Origin of the sequence: Mycobacterium sp., from assembly GCF_052144515.1 — a bacterium.
Lineage (GTDB): Bacteria > Actinomycetota > Actinomycetes > Mycobacteriales > Mycobacteriaceae > Mycobacterium.
The window spans coordinates 18,743-40,770 of record NZ_JBKQQD010000279.1 but is presented as its reverse complement, the minus strand read 5'-3'; the positions used below and the strand labels follow the sequence as shown (position 1 = coordinate 40,770).

The window sequence follows — 22,028 nt, the reverse complement described above, 5'->3', positions numbered from 1 at the left end:
CTGCCCCGTATGGCGTCGGACCGGAAGTCACGGTGGAAGACGTTGCAGGGATTCGCCGAGGATCTGGTGGCCAAACGGGCTCCGAACCTCGTCCGTCAGGTTCAGCAGTCCCAGGCCGTCCTGAAGGAACTTCAGCACGCCGTCAAGATCACTGTGAACGTCATCGCGGCGGTCGCGCCGCCGCCACCCGTGGCGATCACCGCGGGCCGGCCGGTGACCAACACCAGCTTCCCGACCGCGCAGCGCGCCCGCAAGGTGGTCTACGCCCCCGACCTCGATGGCCGGGCTGACCCCGGGGAGATCGTGTGGACCTGGGTGGTCCACGAGGAAGACCCCAGCCAGGGTAAGGACCGACCGGTCCTCGTCGTGGGCCGTGACCGCAGCATCCTGCTGGGGCTGATGCTGTCCAGCCAGCAACGCCACGCAGCGGACAAGGATTGGGTCGGGATCGGCTCGGGCGGTTGGGACTACGAGGGTCGGGAAAGCTGGGTCCGGCTGGACCGGGTGCTCGACGTGCCCGAGGAGGGCATTCGCCGCGAGGGTGCGATCCTGGATCGTGAACTCTTCGACGTGGTGGCCGCCCGGCTGCGCGCCGAGTACTCCTGGCGCTGAGTCGCGCCGATGCTCAGCCTTGCGTGATGTAGGACTGCAGCTGCTGCTGCCCGGCCTCGAGTTCTTCCATCCGCGTCTTCACGACGTCGCCGATACTGACGATGCCGACCAGCTTTTTGCCGTCCAGCACCGGCACATGGCGGACACGGTTCTTGGTCATCAGCACGCTCACGCTGTCTACCGTGTCCGATTTTGTGCAGGTGGCGACGGTGGTGGTCATGATCGTGGAGATCGGACGAGACAGCACGCTGGCCCCGTGTGTATGCAGCTGGCGTACCACGTCGCGCTCCGAGACGATGCCGACGACACCGTCGGTGCCGACCACCACCATGGCGCCGATATTCTGCTCGGCAAGGCCGGCCAGCAGCTCCCGGACAGTCGCGTCGGGGTGGATCGTCACCACCGCCGCACCTTTGTTCCGCAAGACGTCCGCGATCCGCATTGAGACCTCCACCCGGGTTTGTGACCTGCTTCACACCAGGCTACGGCTAACTCGCGCGGCGGGAAAGCGAACCCGCGAAAGACGCAGCCCTAGCCGACGTACCCGCTGATTGACGGCCGAAACGCGGCCGCTGTTGCCACTGCACGCCCCTGTGGCTTGCAAGGATGGGGCCATGATCGAGGTCACGCTGCTCGGAACCGGAAGTCCCATCCCCGACCCGAACCGCGCCGGGCCGTCCACCCTGGTGCGGGCCGGCGGACAAGTGTTCCTGGTCGATTGCGGGCGTGGCGTGTTGCAGCGCGCGGCGGCGGTCGGTGTGGGCGCCGCCGGATTATCGGCGCTGCTGCTCACCCACCTGCACAGCGACCACATCGCCGAACTCGGCGACGTCCTCATCACCAGTTGGATCACCAACTTTGAGCCCGATCCGGCGCCGTTGCCGATCATCGGGCCCCCGGGCACGGCCGAGACGGTGGAGGCGACGCTGAGGGCGTTCGGCCACGACATTGGTTACCGGATCGCCCATCACACTGATCTGAACGCGCCGCCGCCGATTGAGGTTCACGAATGCACCGAAGGCCCGGTGTGGGATCGCGACGGCGTGACGATCCGGGTGGCGCCGACCGATCACCGGCCGGTGGCGCCGACGATCGGGTTCCGGATCGAATTCGATGGCGCTTCGGTGGTGCTGGCCGGCGACACGGTGCCCTGCGCCAGCCTGGACGAGCTGTCGGCCGGAGCGGACGCCCTGGTGCACACCGTGATCCGCAAAGACATCCTCACGCATGTCCCACAACAACGCATCAAGGACGTTTGCGGTTACCACTCGTCGGTGCAGGAGGCCGCCGCAACCGCCGCGCGCGCGGGCGTGGGCACCCTGGTCATGACGCACTATGTGCCGGCCATCGCGCCCGGGCAGGAGGAACAGTGGCGGGCGCTGGCCGCGACCGAATTCGGCGGGCGCATCGAGCTCGGCGACGACCTACACCGCGTCGAGGTCCCGGCGCGGCCGTAACGTCACCCCCCGATCGCGGCGCCGGCCGGGCGACGCGATCGCCCACGCGCGTCGCGAATATCCTTGCGCTGCAACGGCAATAGCGCGCCAGCCACCACCAGCCACACTAACGCCGAGACCCGTGCGATCGGCAGGATCACTCCCAGTTGCGGCCAGACCAACACCAGCGTCGTCAATTCAGCAAGGGCGGCGATCGCGAGGCCGATCCAGGCCACCGTTCTCGGCGTCAGCCCCAGGATGAGGCTAGGCACCGACATACCGGCCACGAGCAGACCCAAGGCCACGATGTGCCCGGGGCCACCCACCAGAAACACCAGGTAATAGACCGCCCTGACCAGTCCGATGTCTGCGCTGACTTCGGGTCGCGACAGCGTCCAGCCCAACAAACCGGTCAGACCCAGCGCGCCGGCAGCCAGGGTGCCGCCCGTCAGGGCGATCGTCGCCCCGGGCGCGATCACGCCGAGTTGCCGCAACCGGGCACTGGCCGTGGCCGCGTAGATCGCCAACGGCACCGACGACCCGAACGCCGCGGTGGCGACGACTTGCACCGCGACCGGCTGGGCGTGCACATACGCCTGGATTGCAGCCACCGGTCCGTACGGCAAGGGCATCACACCGCCCAGCGCGACCCCGATGGCCAGTCCGCCGAGGAGCAGCCCAAAACTGATCACGGCGAGCAATGCCAGCGGGGGGCCCCCTTGCCGGCGACGACTCCGTACGGATGCATCTGTCGACGAATCATTCATGCTATGAACGCTATGCCGGGATCCGAACACTGGCAAGGCTCAAGAGGATTCACTGGAAGAATTATTCGTAGCGATTATGATGTGACGGTGTCATCACCCTCGGCCAGAGACCACCAGGACGGAGTGGCCTTCCTGTTGGCTCAACTTGGCCATCACGCGGCGGCGCTGTTCGCCGAGCAGATGGCCACGATCGAGTTGGGCCCGCCGCACGCGGGGATCCTGCGCGCGATCGCCGACGAGCCCGGCCGCAGCCAGCAAGCCCTCAGCGCGCAATTGGGCATGTTGCCCAGCCGCGTCGTCGTCTACGTAGACGAGCTCGAGCAGCGTGGCTACGTCGAGCGTCGCCGCAACCCCGACGATCGCCGACTGCACGCCCTCCACCTCACCGCGGCCGGGAAAAAATTGATGCGGAAGCTTTCCGAACTCGCGCACCAGCACGAGCTGCGGCTCACCGCGGCACTGGACGCCGAGCAACGCGACGTGCTGCGCGGCCTTCTTGCCACGGTGGCGCGGCAGCAGGACCTAACGCCGCATGTCCACCCCGGCTACCGCACACTTGGGCGATCGGCCGGCCGATAATCCAGCGATCACGCCAGCCGAGTGACCTCTACGACCACGTCGAGGTCGGTCGCTCCTTTGCCGGAGTAGACACCTTTCAGCGGGGGCACGTCGCTGTAGTCGCGGCCGACGCCCACGCTGATGTACTGCTCGGTGATGTCGGTGTCATTGGTCGGGTCGTAGTTCCACCAGCCGCCCGTCCAAGCCTGGACCCAGGCGTGGCTGCGGCCGTCAACGGTCTTTCCGACCTTGGCGTCGCGTTTGGGGTGTAGGTACCCCGACGCATAGCGGGCGGGAATTCCCATGCCGCGCAACACCATCAGCGTCAGGTGTGCGAAGTCCTGACAGACGCCCCTGCCCCGCTCCAGCGCGTCCAGCCCCGACGAGTGCACGCCCGTGGTGCCCGGAAGGTAATCCAGCTCGCTGCGCGCCCACCGGGCGGCGGCCACGACAGCTTCCCGCGGCTCGTGGTTTTTGGTGATCCGCTTGCTCACCGCCGCAACACGTTCGCTTACCGGCGTGTACTCGGTGGGGCGCAGCACTTCGTCGAACCGATCGATGACGGCCACCGATTGCAGATCGGTCCATGTCGCCCGCGTCGACGCCGACTCCGGGCGCTCCGTCTCGACGACGGACGACGACGACACCGTCAGTTCGGTGTGCGGCGCATGCAAATCGAACACCGTGACGGCGGTACCCCAATAGTCGATGTAGCGGTAGGACCGGGTGGCCGGAATGGTTTCGACGCGGTTGAGGATGACGTTCTGCCGGGTGTTGGACCGCGGCGTCAGCCGGGCTTCGTTGTAGGAGGCCGTCACCGGCGATCGGTAGGCGTATCCGGTGGTGTGCACCACCCGCACCCGCCACATCAGGCTTCCCCGTTCTTGCCGACCAGTCGACCTTGATGCCCCGCATCCGACCACGCCACCCACGGCGCGGCGTGAAAATACTGCAATGCCAACGCATCTCCGACATCGTGGCAGGTTCTCTGCAGGCTGGCCAGGCGGCTGTCCAGTGACTCCAGCAATACACCGGGTTGCACGAACTCCAGTTCGCTGCGGGCCTGCCCGAGCAACCGCTGCGCTTCGGCGGTGGCCCCCACCCGGCTGTGCGGATTGTGCAGCAACTCGTCGAGGTTGTGTTCGGCCAGCCTCAGCGAGTAGAAAACCGAACGCGGAAACAGCCGGTCGAGCATCATGAACTCGACGACCCGGCCCGCGTCCAGCACACCGCGGTAGGTGCGTAGGTAGGTGTCATGCGCACCCGCAGAGCGCAGCAGCGTCACCCACGCCGGCGACGAGGCGCTGTCCCCCACCCGTGACAGCAACAGCCGCACCGTCATGTCGACACGCTCGATAGCGCGGCCCAGCACCATGAAGCGGTACCCGTCGTCACGGGAGAGCGTCGAATCGGCCAGGCCGGCGAACATTGCCGCGCGGCCCTCGATGAAGGACAAAAACTCGTGCGGCCCAAGTCGTTTCGCGGCGCGCTCGCGTTCGGCGAGGGCATGGTAGGTGGTGTTCAGACACTCCCAGGTCTCGCTCGAGGTCACTTCCCGCGCCGACCGCGCGTTTTCCCGCGCCGCCGAAATCGAGCCGACGATGGAGCAACCACCCTGGGTGTCGGAGCTGAATGCCACCAGGTCGGTCAGCGACCAGACGTCCAGCTCGTGGTCCGGCGCCTCGATGCCGAGCACCCGCAGCAGCAGCCGGGAGGCCTGGTCAGGATCGACGCTGCAATCCTCGAGCAACTGGTGCACGGCTACGTCCAGGATGCGGGCGGTGTCGTCGGCGCGCTCGACATAGCGACCGATCCAATACAGCGCTTCGGCGTTGCGGGCGAGCATCAGCGCCTCGCCTTCTGTTGTTGCTGTTGCTCACCCTGTTGCTGGGAGCGCTCTTCTCGCGGCTGCTGGGTGCGCTGCGTCTGCTTTTGTGACTGCTTTGATGGCGGTGACGATCTGTCGCCCTCCGGGTCGGGCAAGGGTTTCGGCAGCGAATGCACCACCTCGGCGGCGCCCAGCTCGCGGTTGGCCACCGAGGCGCGCGGCGCCAGCACCCAGGTGTCCTTGGAGCCGCCGCCCTGGCTGGAGTTGACCACGCGCGAACCTTCGACCAGCGCGACGCGGGTCAGCCCGCCCGGCAGCACCCATATGCCGTCGCCGTCGTTGACCGCGAACGGCCGCAGGTCGACGTAGCGGGGGGCCAGCGTGTTTTCGATCTGGGTTGGCACGGTGGACAGCTCCATCATCGGCTGCGCGATCCAGCTTCGCGGATCGTCGCGAATCTTTTTGCTGACGACGGCGAGTTCTTTGTCGGAGGCTTCCGGACCGAAAACGATGCCGTAACCACCGGAACCCTCGACCGGCTTGAGGACCAGTTCGCGGACGCGGTCGAGCACCTCTTCGCGTTCGTCATCGAGCCAGCAGCGGTAGGTGTCGACGTTCGCCAGCAGCGGCTTTTCGCCCAGGTAGTACTCGATCATGGTCGGCACATAGGTGTAGATGAGTTTGTCGTCGCCGACGCCGTTGCCGATAGCGCTGGAAATCACGACGTTGCCGGCGCGCGCGGCGTTGACCAGGCCCGCCACCCCGAGCACCGAGTCGGCACGGAACTGCAGCGGGTCCAGGAAGGCGTCGTCGATGCGTCGATAGATGACGTCGACCTGCCGCTCCCCCTCGGTGGTGCGCATGTACACCTGGTTGTCGCGGCAAAACAGGTCGCGGCCCTCGACCAGCTCGACGCCCATCTGGCGGGCTAGCAGCGAATGCTCGAAGTAGGCCGAGTTGTACACGCCCGGGGTCAGCACCACCACCGTCGGGTCGGCCTCGTTGGTGGCCGCGGAGTTACGCAGCGCCTGAAGCAGGTGCGAGGAGTAGTCGTCGACCGCGCGCACCCGATGGGTAGCGAAGAGGTTCGGGAAAACCCGCGCCATGGTGCGCCGGTTCTCCATGACGTAGGACACCCCGGACGGCGAGCGCAGGTTGTCTTCGAGGACCCGGAAGTCGCCACGGTCATCGCGGATCAAATCGATGCCCGCGACGTGGATGCGCACCCCGTTGGGCGGGACGATGCCCACGGCCTGGCGGTGGAAGTGCTCGCAGGACGTGATCAAGCGGCGCGGGATCACGCCGTCGCGCAAGATCTCCTGATCCCCGTAAATGTCGTCGAGGTAGCGCTCGAGGGCGTTGACGCGCTGGGTGATGCCCCGCTCCAGCCGGTTCCATTCGGCCGCCGAGATGACCCGCGGCACCAGGTCCAGTGGGAAGGGGCGTTCCTGGCCCGACAGCGAAAAGGTGATGCCCTGGTCGATGAACGCCCGGGCCAGCGCCTCGGCGCGGGCCTTGAGATCCGACGCGTCCGACGGCGCGAGCTCGGAGTAGATGCCCTTGTACGGGCCGCGGACATTGCCCTGGGCGTCGAACATCTCGTCGAACGCCATTGAATAGACGTCGTCCGACCTGTTGTACCCGCCGAAGATGCGTTCAGCGCGCGCACGCGCACGTCGCTTGGGCCTGTCGACCGAGTTAGCAAGCGTCACGTCTGACATGCTCCCCCAAAAGCGACGTCCCAGCAGGCTTAGGTTTCCTTGAGTTCCACTTTTGGGCGAAAACGTAACCGGCTGATAACCTGGACAGTCGCTACGGGCGGTCAAGCCACCCTGGCCGACCCAGACCAGCCCCAGACCAACTAAGGAACTAACGCGTGGCAAACATCAAGTCGCAGCAGAAGCGCAACCGCACCAACGAGCGCGCCCGGCTGCGCAACAAGTCGGTGAAGTCCTCGCTTCGTACCGCTGTCCGCGCGTTCCGCGAGGCCGCCCACGCGGGCGAAAAGGAAAAGGCCGCGGAGCTGCTGGCGTCGACCAACCGCAAGCTGGACAAGGCGGCCAGCAAGGGCGTGATCCACAAGAACCAGGCGGCCAACAAGAAGTCGGCGCTGGCCAAAGCCCTCAACGGCCTGGACTGACGCGTCAGCTCCGGTCGGCAGCCAGCTCGGCAACCTTCCTGACCGCCGATTCCAGCGCATAGTCGGCGTCCGCGACGGCTCCCTTGACGTTGGCGTTGAGCTCGGCCACCACTCGCATCGCGACGGCGACCGTGTCACGCGACCAACGCCGGGCCTGTTTCTGCGCCTTCTGCACCCGCCAGGGCGGCATTCCCAGTTGCGCAGCCAGACGGTAGGGGTCGCCGGACAGCGGTGCCACCCGGCCGATGGTGTGCACGGCTTCGGCCAGCGCGTCGGCCAACACCACGAGCGGCTCGCCGCGCATCATCGCCCACCGCAGGGCTTCCGCGGCTCCCGCCACATCGCCGGCCACTGCCTTGTCGGCGATGTCGAAGCCTTTCACTTCGGCTTTGCCGCTGTGATAGCGCCGCACCGCGGCGGCGTCCACCTCACCGGCGGTGTCGGCGACTAATTGCGAACAGGACGAGGCGAGTTCGCGCACATCGGAACCGACAGCGTCGAGCAGCGCTGTCACCGTCCCCTCATCGACCTTGACCCCCGACGCGCGAAATTCCTCGCGGATGAAGTCGACGCGCTCGCTGACCTTGGTCAGCCGCGCGCACGGATGCACCGCGGCGCCGAGCGAGCGCAGGTCGTTGGCCAGCGCTTTGGCTCGCCCGCCACCCGAGTGCACCACCACAAGCACCGTGCCCGGCGGAATGTCGGCGGCCACCGATGCGACCACCGCGGCGGCTTCCTTGCCCGCGTCGGCGGCTGCCTCCAGCACGACGACGCGCTCGTCGGCGAACAGTGACGGGCTCAGCAGTTCGGCGAGCTCGTAGGTACTGACGTCACCCGCCCGCATCCGGTTGACGGGCACATCATCGGTCCCGGCCCCCTGCCGGACCGACCGCAGCACCGCCGCCACGGCCCGCTCGACCAGAAATTCCTCGTCTCCCAGGACCAGGTGCAACGGTGAAACCTCGCTCACCCCACGATGGTGTCACGACCGCCCGACTACTCGTGACAGCGACCAGGCCAGCAGGCAACCGACACCGACCATCGCGGCCAGTCCCGTCGCGGCGCGAAACCACCGCCACCGCCACAGCGCCACCACCAACACCGCGGTAGCACCGACCACCACCACGCCCGGCACACCAGCCGGAACAGACACCGTCGCGCCCGGCATACCGGCCGCCCAGTGCGCCACCCTCAGCACCCACCACAGTTCGGGGCCGGTGAAACGGATCAACAGTTGCGCACCGCCCGGCCACAGCAAACACAGCACCGCCGCCGCGCTGCCGAGCACGGTGATCGGTGCTATCACGGCGGCCACCGCGAGATTGGCGACCGCGCCGACCAGACTGACCCGGCCCGAGATACCGGCGACCAGCGGAACGGTCACCACGTGCGCCGCCCAGGCCACGGCGAGCGCGTCCGCAAACGGCTTGGGGCAGCCCCGCCCGACCAGCCGCCGTGACCAGACCGGCGCGATGAGGATCAGCGCGGCCGTCGCCAGCACGGACAGTGCGAAGCCCACATCGACGGCCAGCTGCGGGGCGGTGGCCATCAACACGAGCACGGTGGCAGACAGCGCCGGAATCGCTTGCCGGCGGCGCGACGACACTATCCCCGCCAACGCGATGGCACCCATCAATGCCGCCCGCAACACACTGGCCGTCGGCTGCACCACGATGACGAAGGCGACCAGAGCCGACGCGGCCAGCAGCACGGCCACCCGGGGACCAAGCAGCCGGGCCGACAACAGCACCGCGCCGCACACGATGGTGACGTTGGCCCCCGACACCGCGGTCAAGTGCGTCATGCCCGCCGCGCGAAACTCGCGGCCGGTTTCGGCGGCGACCGCCGAGGTGTCACCGAGAACCAGGGCGGGCAACATCGCGGCCTGATCGGGAGGCAACACACCCCGAACCGCCGCGACGAACCGGCTGCGGACGGTGTGCGCCGCGCGCTGCACCGCATCGGCCCGGCCAAAGGTGGGCTGGCCCGTCGCGTTGAGCACCGCGACGGTCAGGTCGTGGCGGGACGGGTGGCTGATGCGAGCGGTGAACCGCATCGGCTGGCCGACCATCACTGAGCCGTCTTCCGAATCGAAGTCCGACGTGCGCGCGAAAACCACGACCCGCCCGGACATTTCGTCATCGCGCAGCCGTTGCAAGGTGGCACGAAACATCAGCCGGCCTGAGCCCAGCGACAGCGCGCTCTCGCTGGGGGTGACCGTGACCGGCACGGCCGTTCCGAACGCCGCGGCGATCGGGTGGCGACTAACGGCGTCGGCGCGCAACGCGATCGCAAGCCCGAACCCCGCGCCCACAACACCGATCGCCACCAGTCCGGCGCTGATCGACCGGAGCCGCGCGCATCGACCGCACCGGCGCGTCGCGTACCACAACAGCGCACCCGAGACGGCGGCCGGCGTGACGCAGCACAACGCGAACACCCGGCCGACCGGCCACACGGTCCCGGCAGCCGTCGCCGCCCAACTGGTGAGCGCGGCCGGCACCAGGCGGACATCGAGTGGCGCCGCCAGAAGCTCATCACGCTCATCACCGCCGGGTTGGCGCACCGGTATCAGACACGAACCAGAGGGCGCAGCTTGTCCAGGCGAGCCGGGCCGATGCCGTCGACGTCGGCGAGTTGGTCCACGCTGGTGAACCTGCCGTGGGCCTGCCGCCACGCCACGATCGCCGCAGCGGTGACCGGGCCGACTCCGGGCAGCGCGTCCAGCTGCTCGACGGTCGCGGCGTTGAGGTCGACCACCTCACCGCCCTTGGGTTTGGTCGATCCCGGCGCCGGCCCGGAACCTGGCGGGCTCGCGGAAGCCGGGGCCGAACCCGAGCCCACCGAGCTGCCGAGCACCGCCGGCTGCCCCGAAACGGGTGCAAGCCCAACCACGATCTGCTCACCGTCGCCGACCGGACGGGCCATATTCAGTCCGATGGTGTCCGCACCGTCCACCGCGCCGCCCGCGGCCTGCACCGCATCGGCGATACGCGCGCCGGGCGCCAGGGTGACCAGTCCGGGGGTGTGCACCAGACCGACCACGCTGACCACTACGGGTCGATCCGGATTGGCCGGCTGGCCGGCGGCCGGAGCGGCCGACGATCTAGGGCGCGCCGACGCGGCCCGCTCCACCGGGGGCAGCTTGGCGGACATCACCGGCGCGGGCCGGTCGCGCACCAAGGTGAATACCGTGATCAGCACGGCCAGTGCGGCGACGACCGCCAATGCGATGGCACCGGCGCGGCCCGGATCGGCACGCACCCTGGCGAGCCAGCCTGCGCGTTGAGACGCGTCCGGAACCCAGCGCGGCAACAACGAGTTCTGGTCCTCGTCCGCGGCTTCGGGCGTCGGGTCCGAACTGTCGGAGTCGGCGGGTGCTTGGATGTCCCTGGTGTCCGGGTCGGCGCCGAGCCGTCGATGCAGTCGCTCGGCGGGAAGTTCGGTTCGCATGTCGCCGACCGTAGGCCCGACAACCGCCACAATGGCCGCCTCCGAAGCCGTCCGGACGCCGGTCTGTGGATCAACGCGAACTTGTGCACAAACGCCGCTGCGGCACCCGGTTGGCGTACCGCGACGACGGCAGCTTAACGTGCAGGAGAAGCCCCCCAGCTCCCAAAAACAGGAGGCTGCCGTGAAACTGGCGCTCACAGCAGACGAAGCCGCGTTTCGCGACGAGCTTCGCAGCTTCTATACCACGAAGATCCCCGAAGACGTCCGCGAGCTGATGCGAGAGGGCTCGTCGCTGAGCAAGGACCAGATCGTCGCCACGCACAAAATCCTGAACGAACACGGTCTGGCGGTACCGAATTGGCCGGTCGAATGGGGCGGCAAGGACTGGACGCCCACCCAGCACCAGATCTGGTCCGACGAGATGCAATTGGCGTGTGTGCCCGAGCCGCTGAACTTCAATACCAAGATGGTCGGCCCGGTGATCGCCGAATTCGGGTCACAGGAGATCAAGGAGCGCTTCCTGCCGCCGACCGCCAACCTCGACATCTGGTGGTGCCAGGGATTCTCCGAACCCGAGGCCGGCTCGGACCTCGCGTCGCTGCGCACCACCGCGGTCCGCGACGGCGACAGCTACGTCGTCAATGGCCAGAAGACGTGGACGACGCTGGGCCAGTATGCGGACTGGATCTTCTGCCTGGTGCGCACCGACCCGCAGGCACCCAAACGCCAGGCCGGGATTACGTTCCTGCTCTTCGACATGAAGACGCCGGGCATCACACTCCGGCCGATCAAGACGATCGACGGCGGCCAGGAAATCAACGAGTTGTTCTTCTCTGACGTTCGGGTACCGGCCAATCAGCTTGTCGGACAAGAGAACCGGGGCTGGACGTACGCAAAATTCCTGCTGGGCAACGAGCGCACCGGCATCGCCGGGGTGGGACGGACCAAGGTGCGCCTCGCCGAGGTGAAAAAGCACGCCGCGGAAACCGGAGTGCTCGACGACCCGCTGTTCGCGGCCCGGCTGGCAGAGGCCGAAAACGATCTGCTGGCATTGGAACTCACGCAGGCACGGGTGGTCTCAGACTCCTCGGACGGCACGCCCAACCCGGCGTCGTCGGTGCTCAAGCTGCGCGGCAGCCAGTTACAGCAGGTAGCCACCGAACTGTTGGCCGAGGTGGCTGGGCCGGACGCGCTTCCCGCCGACGGGGAAGGCATTTCGTCTCCGAGCTGGGCGCAGACCAGTGCCCCGCGCTACCTGAACTGGCGCAAGGCGTCGATCTACGGCGGCAGCAGCGAAGTGCAGCGCAACATCATCGCGTCCACCATTCTGGGATTGTGAGGCAGCCATGGACTTTCAGTTGAGCGACGAGCAGACCCTGCTCCGCGACACCACCCGTGACCTGCTGTCACGCACCTACGACCCGGAGAGCCGCATCAAGGTCATCGGCTCGGATCTGGGCTGGAGCCGCGAGGTCTGGAGCCAGCTCGCCGATACCGGCATTCTCGGCCTGGGCTTCGATCAGGACGAGTCGGGCCACATCGAGATCATGGTGGTGCTCACCGAGGTTGGGCGCAGGTTGGCCCCCGAGCCGATCCTGCACGCCGCGCTGGCGCCCGGCGCGCTGGTCGCCGAACTGGGCACCGATGAGCAGAAACAGCTACTGGACGATGTCGCCGCCGGCCAGCATCTACTGGCCTTCGCCCACCTGGAGCCAGGCCACCGCAAACCGACGACCGAAACCTCCACTCAAGCTGCGCGGCAAGGTGATTCGTGGACAGTGAGCGGACGGAAGAACCCAGTTCTGGCCGGCGACTGCGCCGACACGCTGCTGGTCAGCGCCGCGCTGCCGGACGGCGGCACAGGGTTGTTCCTGGTGGACGCCGAGACTGTGACCCGTCATGGCTATCGAACATTCGACGGACAGCGCGGCGCCCAGATCGAGCTGGAGTCCGCACCTGCGCAACCGCTGGGCGAAGCGGTCGATGCATCACGTGCCATCCGCGACACCCTCGTCCGCATCCAGTCGGCGTTGTGTTCCGAAGCGGTCGGGGCCATGGAGGAAGCGCTGCGCCTGACCACCGATCACCTCAAGACCCGCAAGCAGTTCGGTGTCACACTCAACAAGTTCCAGGGACTCACTCAGCGCGCCGCCGACATGTACGTTTCGCTGGAAATGGCGCGCAGCATGAACTTCTACGCGGCGATGTCGATCGCCGACGGCAACCTCGACCCGGTGATCGCGTCGCGCGCCAAGCTGCAGATCGGCCGCTCGGGCCGGCATATCGCGCAGGAGTCGATCCAGATGCACGGCGGCATCGGCATCACCGTGGAGTATCCGGTCAGCCACTACGCGGCCCGGCTCACGGCGATAGAGCAAACCCTGGGCTCTTCGCAGGATCACCTCGGGGTGCTGATCGACCACATCACCGACTACGACTTGGCCAGGCTGCAAGACTAAGCTACGGCCCATCCAACGAACAGGCAGACGACCGGCGAAATTGCTTGTCTTGCTGAGCAACTCGACGCCCCAGGGTGAGTTCTTAGTACCACGACCGAGCCGCGGCCGGTTCGATCACGTAGACACGGGCGCGTCGACGGATTCCGCCTCACCCGACTGTGCGGCCAACCCCGGCATCTGGCCAGCCAGGTACTCGGCGAGCCCGCCGATCGTCGGATAGTCGAATACCGCGGTGGCGCTGATCGTGAAGGCGCCACCGAACTGGCTGTGCAACCGGTTGCGGAGTTCGACCGCCATCAGTGAATCCGTACCCAGGTCCGGTCGCGGCGATATCGGTTCCGGTGAACAGCACCGAGAACCTCGTCACCGTCATCGAGCTCAAGAAGCGCGGCGATTCCAACGAGGAGGCGATGCGCTGGCTCAGCGGGGTCAAAAGCGACGTCACCTCGGCAATATCCAATGCGCACGGCTTGAATGTCGGAGACCTCGTGCTGGTATCGCCCGGGTCGATTCCCACCACGACGAGCGGCAAGATCCGGCGCGCCGCCTGTGTTGAGCAGTACCGCCGCGACCAATTCACCCGGCTGGACGCCTGACGTTGCAATTCTGCTGGTTCTCCAGCGTTAAAGCCCAGCAGCGTCAAGCCAATTGCCGATCGCTTTCGAATATTGGGACGCCCGGCTCGTGTGCCCGTGGGACGGGTTGAACATAATGAGTCCAATCGCACCGGCAAAGGAGCCCCGATGAGCACAGCCAGCACCGACCGCCCGCTGCGGGTGATCCAGTGGACGACCGGCAACATCGGGCGGCGATCGTTGCACGCCATCATCGGCCGGCCCGATATGGAGCTGGTCGGCGTGTACGCGCACGGCGCGGACAAGGTCGGCGTCGACGCCGCCGACCTATCGGGCTGGCCGGCGCCGACGGGTGTGCACGCGACCAACGACATAGACGCGCTGCTTGCGCTACAACCCGATGCGTGCTGTTACAACCCGTTGTGGCCCGACATCGACGAATTGGTCCGCCTGCTGGAATCGGGCGTCAATGTGTGTTCCAGCGCGGCCTGGATCACCGGCGGCAAGCAGACCCCGCAGGACCGGCAACGCATCGAGGACGCGTGCAAGCGCGGCAGCTCGACGATCTTCGGCAGCGGCGCACATCCCGGGATGACGAACATGGTCGGCATGGTGCTGAGCGCGTCCTGCGAGCGGGTCGACGAGATCCGGATCACCGAGTCGGTCGACTGCTCGACCTACGAATCGGCGGAAACCCAAACGGCGATGGGGTTTTCGCAACACCCCGACACCCCGGGACTGGCCGAGAGCGTGCGCCGGCAAAGTGAGGTCTTCGCGGAGTCAGCCGCGATGATGGCCGATGCGATTGGGGCGAAGCTGGACAAGGTGACCTTCGACGTCACCTTCACCGCGGCCACCGGCGACTCCGACCTGGGTTTCATGACCATCCCGGCCGGCACCATCGGCGGCGTCTACGGCTACCACCGCGGCTGGGTGGGTGATCGCAACGTCGTCAGTGTCGGGTTCAACTGGGTCATGGGCAGTCACGTGGCCCCACCCAAACCACTCGAGCACGGTCACGTCATCCAGGTCTTCGGGCTGCCCAACATGCGCACCGTCCTGCACTGTCTGCCCCCGAAGGATTGGACGGAGCCGGGCTTCATGGGTCTGGGCATGATCTACACCGCGATGCCGGTCACCAACGCGGTCCCGGCGGTGGTGGCCGCCGAACCCGGGATCGTGACGCTCGCCGACCTGCCCCCGGTCACCGGGCGGGTGGGACGCTGACGTGTGCCGTTCACCACATCGAGGGCACCCCGGAGGAACGCTTGCGTCCTCTAAGGTCTAACATGCTTAGCCGAACAAAGGTTCCGTTCCGTCGACCCGGGCAAATGACGCAGGAAGCAAGCTTTGCGGTGGCGCGTTGCAACCCAGGATCGGTGCGCGAAGGGCGGTGAATGAAGGTGGGTCGCATTACCGGCTTAATCAAGCGAGCTTGGATACCCCTGGTCCTGGTGGTTGTGCTCGCCGTCTCGGCATTGATCGTGTCCCGGATCCACAAGATTTTCGGCTCCGAGGACCTCAATGCGAACGCCGGCGCCGGGATCAAGATTGTGCAATTCAACCCAAAAGTCGTCCTGTATGAGGTCTACGGCTCGCCCGGAAGCACCGCGAACATCAACTACTGGGACGCCGACGCCAACACCAACCAAGTCAACGCCGCCGCACTGCCCTGGTCGTACACCGTCTCCACGACGCTGCCCTCGGTGAGCGCCAACATCATGGTGCAAGGTGACGGCAGTCAGATCGGCTGCCGCATCACCGTGGACGGCGTGGTCCGCGAAGAGCGGAAGTCCGACGGCTTCAACCCGCAAACCTTCTGCCTGGTGAAGTCCGCATGAGCGACCTCGAGAATCGGACAGACGAGGCGACTGACGCGCCCACGGGCCCAATCAAGGCCCAAGACGTCAAAGGCGCAGACGAGAGCACCAAGCGCCCGCACCGCCCCTTCATTCCGCACATGATCCGCCTGTTCGCGGTGCCGATCATTCTGGGCTGGGTTGTCATCACGGCGCTCGTCAACATCGCCGTCCCCACGCTGGAGGTCGTCGGCGAGGCACATTCGGCGCCGATGGCCCCGCTGGACGCCCCGTCGATGAAGGCGATGATGCGACTGGGGCACAATTTCAAGGAATTCGATTCCAACAGCACCATCATGATCGTGCTGGAGAGTCAGGAGCCCCTGGGTGCCGACGCGCATCACTACTACGACAACCTGATTCGCCAACTGCAGCAGGATCACAACCACATCCAGCACATCCAGGACTTCTGGGGTGACCGATTGACCGCGGCGGGCGCCCAGAGCGCCGACGGCAAGGGCGCCTACGTCATGTTGAACCTTGCCGGCAACCAGGGCACCACCCAGGCCAACAACTCGGTCGAGGCGGTCCGCAAGGTCATCGACAAGAATCCGCCGCCCTCCGGGCTGAAGGTCTATGTCACCGGCCCGGCCGCGCTCAGCGACGACATGCACGTCATCGGGAACGCCAGCCTGGCCAAGATCACGCTGTTCACCCTCGGCGCGATCGCGATCATGCTGCTGCTGGTCTACCGCTCCATCGCCACCACGTTGATCCAGTTGTTCATGACCTTTGTTTCGTTGCTGTGCGCACGTGGAGTGGTCGCGGTTCTGGCCTATAACAACGCATTCGGGCTCACCACATTCGCCGCGAACATCCTGACCATGCTGGCGATCGCGGCCGGCACCGACTACGGGATCTTCCTCGTCGGCCGATATCAAGAGGCACGGCGCTCCGGTGAGGATCCAGAAACGGCGTACTACACGACGTTTCGCGGAGTGACCCCGGTGGTGCTCGGGTCCGGCCTGACCATCGCCGGTGCGACCTACTGCCTGAGCTTCGCGCGGCTGCCCTGGTTCAACACGATGGGCGCGCCGGTGGCCATCGGCATGCTCGTCGTCGTGCTGGCCGGGCTCACGCTCGGTCCCGCCATCGTCTTTTTGGGCAGTAAGTTCGGCCGTTTCGAATCCAAAGTGGCGGCCAAGAGGGGTCGCCTATGGGGACGGGTCGGCACCGCGGTGGTGCGCTGGCCCGCACCGATTCTGGCGGTGAGCGCCGCGGTCGTCCTAGTCGGCATGGTCACCCTGCCGAGCTATAGGACGAGCTACAACGACCGTTACTACCTACCCACCAGTGCCCCGTCGAACCAGGGGCAAGCCGCCGCCGACCGGCATTTCTCGCAGGCCCGGATGAACCCCGACATGCTGATGATCGAGGCCGACCACGACATGCGCAACACGGCTGACATGCTTGTCTTGGACAAAGTCGCCAAGAATGTCATTCGCGTGGTCGGTATCGCCATGATCCAGGACATCACCCGGCCGTTGGGCATCCCAATTCAGCACAGCTCCATACCGTTTCAGAACAGCATGCAGAGCCAGACGACCATGCAGAACATGGCCTTCCTCAAAGACCGCATAGCCGACATCCTCAAGTTGGCCGACCAGCTGCAGGTCAACATCGACATCACGGAACGCCAGTACGCGGTGACGCAAGATCTTTCCAAGGCCGCTGACGACAGCGCGAAGACCACAGCGGAAACATCGCAGATCACCGATGAATTACGAAATCATATTGCGGATTTCGAAGACATGTGGCGGCCGATCAGGTCCTACTTCTACTGGGAAAAGCACTGCTACGACATCCCCATCTGCTTCTCGTTACGGTCCATATTCGACACGATCGACGGTTTCGACCAGCTTGCCGAGAAGTTCCACGAGCTCACGGCTGACATCCAGCACACCGCCGCGGCTACGCACGAGCTGATGTCGCTGTTCCCCGCGCTGATCGCTTCGCAGAAGGCCACCAAGGCCATCACGCTGACGCTGTATCAGACGTTCTCGGCGATGATCAACCAGATGGAGGCCATGAGCAATACCGCGATCGTGATGGGGCAAAGCTTCGACCAGTCGCAGAACGACGACATGTTCTACTTGCCCCCGGAGGCATTCCAGAACCCGGACTTCCAAACGGGACTGCGAATGTTCCTGTCGCCGGACGGCAAGTCGGCGCGCTTCTTCATCACCCACCAGGGCGATCCGATGACGCCGGAAGGGATCTCGCGGGTCGATGCCGAGCGGACGGCTGCGCAGGAGGGACTGAAGCAGTCCTCGCTGTCGGAGGCCAAGGTCTATCTGGGCGGAACCGCAGCGACCTTCAAGGACATGCACGACGGCGCTAAATACGACCTGATGATCGCGGTGGTCGCGTCGTTGACGCTGATCTTCATGATCATGCTGCTGCTCACCCGAAGCGCGGTCGCCGCACTGGTGATCGTCGGCACGGCCGCCAGCTCGATCGCCGCGTCCTTCGGCCTGTCCGTGCTGATCTGGCAGAACTTGTTCGGCTTCAGGATCCACTGGATCGTGATGGCGCTGTCGGTCATCATCCTGTTGGCCGTCGGATCCGACTACAACCTGCTGTTGGTCTCCCGATTCAGGGAAGAGATCCACGCCGGCCTCAAGACAGGCATCATCCGGTCGATGGCCGGCACCGGCGGGGTGGTGACGGCCGCGGGTCTGGTGTTCGCCTTCACCATGGCGTCCATGTTGGGCAGCGAGCTGACGGTTCTCGGCCAGTTCGGATCCACCGTCTGTATCGGTCTGCTGCTCGACACGCTGATCGTGCGCACGCTACTGATGCCGTCGATCGCCACGCTGTTGGGCCGTTGGTTCTGGTGGCCGCAAATCGTCCATCCCCGCGGTGATAACGCACGTCGAGCGTAATTCTGTTACGCCTCGGGTAATTCCAGACACACCGCAACGGCTCCGGCGCCGACGTGCAGCGCCAGCACGGGCCCCAACGGCGTAATGATCGCCGGCTCGCATGCGGGCAGCCGCTGCGCCAGAGTGGCGGCCACCTCCTTCGCGCCGTCGGGGTTGGTGACGTGGTGTACCGCCACAGCGGCGGAACCTTCGCCGACCACCTCGCAAACCCGATCGATCATGGTGGCCGTCGCGTGACTTACCGTGCGAACCCGTTGGGCCAAAACAAGTTTGCCGTCATCGATACGCAACAGCGGCTTGAGCGCCAGCGCGGTGCCCAGCCACGCTTGGGGCCCGCCGATGCGGCCGCTGCGGCGCAGATTGTCCAACCGGTGCACCACGATGAACGAGTGACTACGACCCACCGCCGAACGCGCAGCGCCCGCAACCGCATCCAGGTCGGCGCCGCCGGCCGCGGCCCGCGCGGCGGCCAGCGCGGCAAAACCGGTGCCCATCGCGGCTGACCTGGAGTCGACAACCCGAATCGCGGGGTCGAGGTCGGCGGCCGTGCGTTCGGCGGCGCCGTAGGTCCCCGACAACGCCGACGAAATATGCACTGCTACCACGCCGTCGCCACCGCTGTCGCTCAGCGCCTGCTGGTAGGCGTTGGCCAGTTCGGCCGGGGTGGCCGCCGCGGTGGTGGCGTGGCGCTTGTAAAGGTCATCGGGGATCTCGTCCACGCCGTCGCGCAGATCGACCCCGTCGAGCAAGATGTGCAGCGGGACAACGCGTATCGCCCACTTGTCGAGCAAGTCGGCAGGCAGGCGCGCGGCCGCATCGGTCACCACCACGACAGTCACGAGCGCCGCTCTCCCCCGCAAGCGGGAGGTGCCCCCACCTCATCGCTTCGCTCTGCATCGTCGCCGGCGCGGGACATGGCCCTACCCGTGCGACTTCTCGTTCGGCACCCCTGCCTCGGCCAGCGCCTTCAGCATCAGTTCCGCTACCGCCTGGTGCGCCTCGAAATTCCAATGGATCCCGTCGGGATTGCCGCGTCCGTTCATAACCTCGTCGCCGACGGCGGCTTTGAGATCCACCAGCGGAACATCATGGCGGTGGGCCCAGTCCGTGATCGCCGCCACCGTCCCTGCCCGACCGCGGTGAGCCTGGCCGTACGTCGGAGCGATATGCACCGATGGAAGCGACGCCACGATCGGAATGCCCGGACGGTTGAAATCGATTGCAGCACGGGTCTGTTCAAGATAATCGGCGGTCAGGTGCGGCGGTAACGCCGGCCTGGCCACCGGTGACAACCGGGGCTGCACCCACGCATAACCGTCGCGCGCCCAGCGCCGCAGCCAGGGCGGCCGCACATAGCGGATCAGCTCACGCAACGCGGTCGGCAACACCGACGGCAGCGAGTCCATCCCGCAGGTCGCGAAGATCACCGCGCCTGCCCTGGGCAGCGCCGCCCAGGCCCGTGGGTCCTGGGTTGCCGCCCACCAGATGTCGCGGCAGGTCCAGCCGATACGCCCGATCAGCTCCAAATCCCAACCTAGTTGCGAGGCAACGATATTGGGCCAGATGCGTGGATCGTCGGCGGGCAGGCCGCCGGTCGGCCCGTAATAGGACAGCGAGTCGGCGAAGACCAGCAGAGTCGGCCGCGTTTCAGAGGACATCGTTGGCGACCTGAGCCGAAGCGTTCCACACGTCCAGGCGCCAGCGGATGCTGTCGAACTCGACATCCGAGTCGCCGGCATGCCCACTCAGCTGCACCCAGCTGGCATTGCCCATGCCGCCCAGAATCGGCCAGTTGTCGACCGGCAGCTTGAGCAGCGCGGCGGACAAGGCGGCGATCAAACCTCCGTGTGCCACCAGCACCACCGGTCGGTCCGGACCGTCGGGGTCGCCCCATTCCGGCTCGCCGGACACCAGCTCGGTGACCACCGGCAGGCTTCGGGCCGCTACGTCGACCCTGCTTTCCCCGCCATGCGGTGCCCACGTTGCGTCTTCGCGCCAGGCCATCCGGGCGCCCGGAGCCTGCGCGTCGACCTGGGTGTGGGTCAACCCCTGCCAGTCGCCCAGATGGGTCTCGCGCAGCCGGGGGTCCACCCGGACCGACAGCCCCGTCCGCTCCCCGAGTGTGACCGCGGTGTCGTAGGCGCGATGCAGGTCCGACGAAACGATCAGCAACGGCTGCAGCTTGCCCAGCACTTCGGCGGCGGCGATCGCCTGGGTGCGGCCCAGTTCGCTGAGCGCGGAGTCCAATTGCCCCTGCATCCGGCTACCCGCGTTGAAGTCGGTTTGCCCATGCCGCAGCATCACCAGGCGACGGATTCTCATTGCGCGCTCGCTGAGTCTTCCGAATCCAAGTCCACCGACACCACCGGGCAGTCGCCCCACAACCGGTCCAGGGCGTAGAAGTCGCGATCGTCCTGATGCTGGATGTGCACGACGATGTCGCGGTAATCCAGCAGGGTCCAGCGGCCTTCCCGGGTGCCCTCGCGGCGTGCCGGCTTGTGGCCCGCCTTGCGCATTTTCTGCTCGACTTCGTCGACGATGGCGTTGACCTGCCGCTCGTTGGACGCCGAGGCGATGACGAAGCAGTCCGTGATGACCAGCTGCTCGGAGACGTCAATGACGACGACGTCGTTGGCGAGCTTGGCGGCGGCCGCGCCGGCCGCCACCGTCGCCATGTCGATGGCTTCCTGAGTTGCGGTCATGAGTTGTTCCCGGCGGCCAGGCGCGGTGCGGTGTGGCGGGCGCCTTCTCCGCGGTAGAGCCGGCGTTTCGAGACGTATTGGACGACGCCGTCGGGCATCAGGTACCACAGGGGTCGGCGCTGTTCGGCGCGCAGGCGGCAGTCGGTCGACGAGATCGCCAGGGCCGGGATCTCGACCAGGCTCAGCGCGTCCTCGGCCAGATCGCCCAGCACGCCGGTGATGTGCTCGTGGCGTAGCTCGTAGCCGGGCCGGCTGACCCCGATGAACCGCGCCAACTCGAACAGCTCTTCCCAGCCTTGCCACGACAGGATGGACGCCAGCGCGTCGGCGCCGGTGATGAAGTACAGCTCGGAGTCCGCGTTCAGCGCGTGCAGATCCCGCAGCGTGTCTTTGGTGTAGGTGGGGCCGGCGCGGTCGATGTCGACCCGGCTCACCGAGAAACGGGGATTGGACGCGGTGGCGATCACCGTCATCAGGTACCGGTCCTCGGCGGCGGAGACGTGCCGTTCTTTCTGCCAGGGCTGGCCGCTGGGCACAAACACCACTTCGTCCAGCTCGAACAGGTGCGCCACCTCGCTGGCCGCGACCAGGTGGCCGTAATGGATGGGGTCGAACGTCCCCCCCATCACTCCCAGCCTGCGGCGGTGTTTTTGCACGGTTTGCCAGCTTACTTGAGCGGCCGATGAGCGCCGATTTCCCAGCTCGGACCTAATACCGATGGCGGGCCCCCGATGTCATCGGCCGCCTCCTGAAT

General features: G+C 66.5%; 22 protein-coding genes and 2 pseudogenes. 10 read left to right on the top strand and 14 right to left on the bottom strand.

The window, feature by feature from the left end; translation table 11 throughout:
* Window positions 1-9: 9 nt before the first annotated feature.
* Window positions 10-612 carry a type II toxin-antitoxin system PemK/MazF family toxin gene (locus ACLP9N_RS18305; protein ID WP_442408744.1) on the top strand — a complete coding sequence of 201 codons (603 nt, stop codon included), beginning with the start codon at window positions 10-12 and terminating at the stop codon, window positions 610-612.
* A 13-nt stretch (window positions 613-625) separates the two neighbouring features.
* Here the strand turns inward: ACLP9N_RS18305 and ACLP9N_RS18300 are convergent, their stop codons facing one another.
* Window positions 626-1,054, bottom strand: coding sequence for a CBS domain-containing protein (locus ACLP9N_RS18300; protein ID WP_442408743.1), 429 nt, complete (start codon window positions 1,052-1,054; stop codon window positions 626-628).
* A gap of 172 nt (window positions 1,055-1,226) precedes the next feature.
* On the opposite strand from ACLP9N_RS18300, the gene ACLP9N_RS18295 reads away from it, so the two are divergent.
* A complete protein-coding gene (locus tag ACLP9N_RS18295) occupies window positions 1,227-2,069 on the top strand; it encodes a ribonuclease Z (RefSeq protein WP_442408742.1) in 843 nt (280 codons plus the stop codon).
* Window positions 2,070-2,071: 2 nt separating this feature from the next.
* On the opposite strand, the gene ACLP9N_RS18290 is transcribed toward ACLP9N_RS18295, so the two are convergent.
* Window positions 2,072-2,815: a hypothetical protein gene (locus ACLP9N_RS18290; protein ID WP_442408741.1), complete on the bottom strand. Its 744-nt coding sequence runs from the start codon at window positions 2,813-2,815 to the stop codon at window positions 2,072-2,074.
* A gap of 87 nt (window positions 2,816-2,902) precedes the next feature.
* Between ACLP9N_RS18290 and ACLP9N_RS18285 the strand changes: the two genes are divergently transcribed.
* Window positions 2,903-3,394 carry a MarR family winged helix-turn-helix transcriptional regulator gene (locus ACLP9N_RS18285; protein WP_442408740.1) on the top strand — a complete coding sequence of 164 codons (492 nt, stop codon included), beginning with the start codon at window positions 2,903-2,905 and terminating at the stop codon, window positions 3,392-3,394.
* Between the two features lie 8 nt (window positions 3,395-3,402).
* On the opposite strand, the gene ACLP9N_RS18280 is transcribed toward ACLP9N_RS18285, so the two are convergent.
* Genes ACLP9N_RS18280 through ACLP9N_RS18270 form a run of 3 tightly spaced genes read right to left on the bottom strand, consistent with a single transcriptional unit; the run spans window position 3,403 to window position 6,922 of the window.
* Window positions 3,403-4,242 (bottom strand): transglutaminase family protein, encoded by an 840-nt coding sequence (locus ACLP9N_RS18280; RefSeq protein WP_442408739.1) that lies wholly within the window; start codon window positions 4,240-4,242, stop codon window positions 3,403-3,405.
* Window positions 4,242-5,219, bottom strand: a complete 978-nt coding sequence (locus ACLP9N_RS18275) for an alpha-E domain-containing protein (protein WP_442408738.1) — start codon at window positions 5,217-5,219, stop codon at window positions 4,242-4,244. Before ACLP9N_RS18275 ends, ACLP9N_RS18280 begins: the two co-directional genes overlap by 1 nt.
* A complete protein-coding gene (locus tag ACLP9N_RS18270) occupies window positions 5,219-6,922 on the bottom strand; it encodes a circularly permuted type 2 ATP-grasp protein (protein ID WP_442408737.1) in 1,704 nt (567 codons plus the stop codon). Before ACLP9N_RS18270 ends, ACLP9N_RS18275 begins: the two co-directional genes overlap by 1 nt.
* 155 nt (window positions 6,923-7,077) lie before the next feature.
* Here ACLP9N_RS18270 and rpsT point away from each other — a divergent pair, with 155 nt between their 5' ends.
* Window positions 7,078-7,341, top strand: coding sequence for a 30S ribosomal protein S20 (rpsT, locus tag ACLP9N_RS18265; protein ID WP_442408736.1), 264 nt, complete (start codon window positions 7,078-7,080; stop codon window positions 7,339-7,341).
* 4 nt (window positions 7,342-7,345) lie between these two features.
* On the opposite strand, the gene holA is transcribed toward rpsT, so the two are convergent.
* The 3 genes from holA to ACLP9N_RS18250 are packed head-to-tail and all read right to left on the bottom strand — an operon-like array spanning window position 7,346 to window position 10,794.
* On the bottom strand, window positions 7,346-8,293 hold the full coding sequence (holA, locus tag ACLP9N_RS18260; protein WP_442408756.1) for a DNA polymerase III subunit delta: 948 nt from the start codon (window positions 8,291-8,293) through the stop codon (window positions 7,346-7,348).
* 30 nt (window positions 8,294-8,323) lie between these two features.
* Window positions 8,324-9,907 (bottom strand): ComEC/Rec2 family competence protein, encoded by a 1,584-nt coding sequence (locus tag ACLP9N_RS18255; RefSeq protein WP_442408735.1) that lies wholly within the window; start codon window positions 9,905-9,907, stop codon window positions 8,324-8,326.
* Window positions 9,908-9,912: 5 nt separating this feature from the next.
* Window positions 9,913-10,794: a ComEA family DNA-binding protein gene (locus ACLP9N_RS18250; RefSeq protein WP_442408734.1), complete on the bottom strand. Its 882-nt coding sequence runs from the start codon at window positions 10,792-10,794 to the stop codon at window positions 9,913-9,915.
* Window positions 10,795-10,975: 181 nt separating this feature from the next.
* On the opposite strand from ACLP9N_RS18250, the gene ACLP9N_RS18245 reads away from it, so the two are divergent.
* A complete protein-coding gene (locus ACLP9N_RS18245) occupies window positions 10,976-12,133 on the top strand; it encodes an acyl-CoA dehydrogenase family protein (protein WP_442408733.1) in 1,158 nt (385 codons plus the stop codon).
* 7 nt (window positions 12,134-12,140) lie between these two features.
* Window positions 12,141-13,253, top strand: coding sequence for an acyl-CoA dehydrogenase family protein (locus ACLP9N_RS18240; protein WP_442408732.1), 1,113 nt, complete (start codon window positions 12,141-12,143; stop codon window positions 13,251-13,253).
* A gap of 114 nt (window positions 13,254-13,367) precedes the next feature.
* On the opposite strand, the pseudogene ACLP9N_RS18235 reads toward ACLP9N_RS18240, so the two are convergent.
* A pseudogene (locus tag ACLP9N_RS18235) lies at window positions 13,368-13,571 on the bottom strand (acyl carrier protein); the annotation flags it as partial.
* Between ACLP9N_RS18235 and ACLP9N_RS18230 the strand changes: the two are divergent.
* The 4 genes and pseudogenes from ACLP9N_RS18230 to ACLP9N_RS18215 all read left to right on the top strand — a co-directional run.
* Window positions 13,568-13,849 (top strand): annotated as a pseudogene (locus tag ACLP9N_RS18230) (acyl-CoA synthetase); the annotation flags it as partial. The pseudogenes ACLP9N_RS18235 and ACLP9N_RS18230 overlap by 4 nt on opposite strands.
* A gap of 147 nt (window positions 13,850-13,996) precedes the next feature.
* Complete coding sequence (locus ACLP9N_RS18225) at window positions 13,997-15,055, top strand: NAD(P)H-dependent amine dehydrogenase family protein (protein ID WP_442408731.1); 1,059 nt, start codon at window positions 13,997-13,999, stop codon at window positions 15,053-15,055.
* 185 nt (window positions 15,056-15,240) lie between these two features.
* Window positions 15,241-15,669, top strand: coding sequence for an MmpS family transport accessory protein (locus ACLP9N_RS18220; RefSeq protein ID WP_442408755.1), 429 nt, complete (start codon window positions 15,241-15,243; stop codon window positions 15,667-15,669).
* Window positions 15,666-18,572 carry an MMPL/RND family transporter gene (locus ACLP9N_RS18215; protein ID WP_442408730.1) on the top strand — a complete coding sequence of 969 codons (2,907 nt, stop codon included), beginning with the start codon at window positions 15,666-15,668 and terminating at the stop codon, window positions 18,570-18,572. The genes ACLP9N_RS18220 and ACLP9N_RS18215 overlap by 4 nt, the downstream gene beginning before the upstream one ends.
* Before the next feature lie 5 nt (window positions 18,573-18,577).
* Here the strand turns inward: ACLP9N_RS18215 and ACLP9N_RS18210 are convergent, their stop codons facing one another.
* From ACLP9N_RS18210 to nadD, 5 genes are all read right to left on the bottom strand, one after another.
* Window positions 18,578-19,411 (bottom strand): DegV family protein, encoded by an 834-nt coding sequence (locus ACLP9N_RS18210; RefSeq protein WP_442408729.1) that lies wholly within the window; start codon window positions 19,409-19,411, stop codon window positions 18,578-18,580.
* An 81-nt stretch (window positions 19,412-19,492) separates the two neighbouring features.
* A complete protein-coding gene (gene octT, locus ACLP9N_RS18205; RefSeq protein WP_442408728.1) occupies window positions 19,493-20,230 on the bottom strand; it encodes a diglucosylglycerate octanoyltransferase in 738 nt (245 codons plus the stop codon).
* The gene (gene gpgP, locus ACLP9N_RS18200) at window positions 20,220-20,894 is read right to left on the bottom strand and encodes a glucosyl-3-phosphoglycerate phosphatase (RefSeq protein ID WP_442408727.1); all 675 of its coding nucleotides are present in this window, start codon (window positions 20,892-20,894) and stop codon (window positions 20,220-20,222) included. Before gpgP ends, octT begins: the two co-directional genes overlap by 11 nt.
* Window positions 20,891-21,274 carry a ribosome silencing factor gene (rsfS, locus tag ACLP9N_RS18195; protein WP_442408726.1) on the bottom strand — a complete coding sequence of 128 codons (384 nt, stop codon included), beginning with the start codon at window positions 21,272-21,274 and terminating at the stop codon, window positions 20,891-20,893. The genes gpgP and rsfS overlap by 4 nt, the downstream gene beginning before the upstream one ends.
* Window positions 21,271-21,930, bottom strand: coding sequence for a nicotinate-nucleotide adenylyltransferase (nadD, locus tag ACLP9N_RS18190; protein ID WP_442408725.1), 660 nt, complete (start codon window positions 21,928-21,930; stop codon window positions 21,271-21,273). Before nadD ends, rsfS begins: the two co-directional genes overlap by 4 nt.
* Between the last annotated feature and the right edge of the window lie 98 nt (window positions 21,931-22,028).

Excerpts from the sequence above, each read along its gene's own strand:
- ACLP9N_RS18305 (WP_442408744.1), top strand. The coding sequence starts at position 10 with ATGGCGTCGGACCGGAAGTCACGGTGGAAGACGTTGCAGGGATTCGCC.
- ACLP9N_RS18300 (WP_442408743.1), bottom strand. The coding sequence starts at position 1,054 with ATGCGGATCGCGGACGTCTTGCGGAACAAAGGTGCGGCGGTGGTGACG.
- ACLP9N_RS18295 (WP_442408742.1), top strand. The coding sequence starts at position 1,227 with ATGATCGAGGTCACGCTGCTCGGAACCGGAAGTCCCATCCCCGACCCG.
- ACLP9N_RS18290 (WP_442408741.1), bottom strand. The coding sequence starts at position 2,815 with ATGAATGATTCGTCGACAGATGCATCCGTACGGAGTCGTCGCCGGCAA.
- ACLP9N_RS18280 (WP_442408739.1), bottom strand. The coding sequence starts at position 4,242 with ATGTGGCGGGTGCGGGTGGTGCACACCACCGGATACGCCTACCGATCG.
- ACLP9N_RS18275 (WP_442408738.1), bottom strand. The coding sequence starts at position 5,219 with ATGCTCGCCCGCAACGCCGAAGCGCTGTATTGGATCGGTCGCTATGTC.
- ACLP9N_RS18270 (WP_442408737.1), bottom strand. The coding sequence starts at position 6,922 with ATGTCAGACGTGACGCTTGCTAACTCGGTCGACAGGCCCAAGCGACGT.
- ACLP9N_RS18250 (WP_442408734.1), bottom strand. The coding sequence starts at position 10,794 with ATGCGAACCGAACTTCCCGCCGAGCGACTGCATCGACGGCTCGGCGCC.
- ACLP9N_RS18240 (WP_442408732.1), top strand. The coding sequence starts at position 12,141 with ATGGACTTTCAGTTGAGCGACGAGCAGACCCTGCTCCGCGACACCACC.
- ACLP9N_RS18225 (WP_442408731.1), top strand. The coding sequence starts at position 13,997 with ATGAGCACAGCCAGCACCGACCGCCCGCTGCGGGTGATCCAGTGGACG.
- ACLP9N_RS18215 (WP_442408730.1), top strand. The coding sequence starts at position 15,666 with ATGAGCGACCTCGAGAATCGGACAGACGAGGCGACTGACGCGCCCACG.
- octT (WP_442408728.1), bottom strand. The coding sequence starts at position 20,230 with ATGTCCTCTGAAACGCGGCCGACTCTGCTGGTCTTCGCCGACTCGCTG.
- gpgP (WP_442408727.1), bottom strand. The coding sequence starts at position 20,894 with ATGAGAATCCGTCGCCTGGTGATGCTGCGGCATGGGCAAACCGACTTC.
- rsfS (WP_442408726.1), bottom strand. The coding sequence starts at position 21,274 with ATGACCGCAACTCAGGAAGCCATCGACATGGCGACGGTGGCGGCCGGC.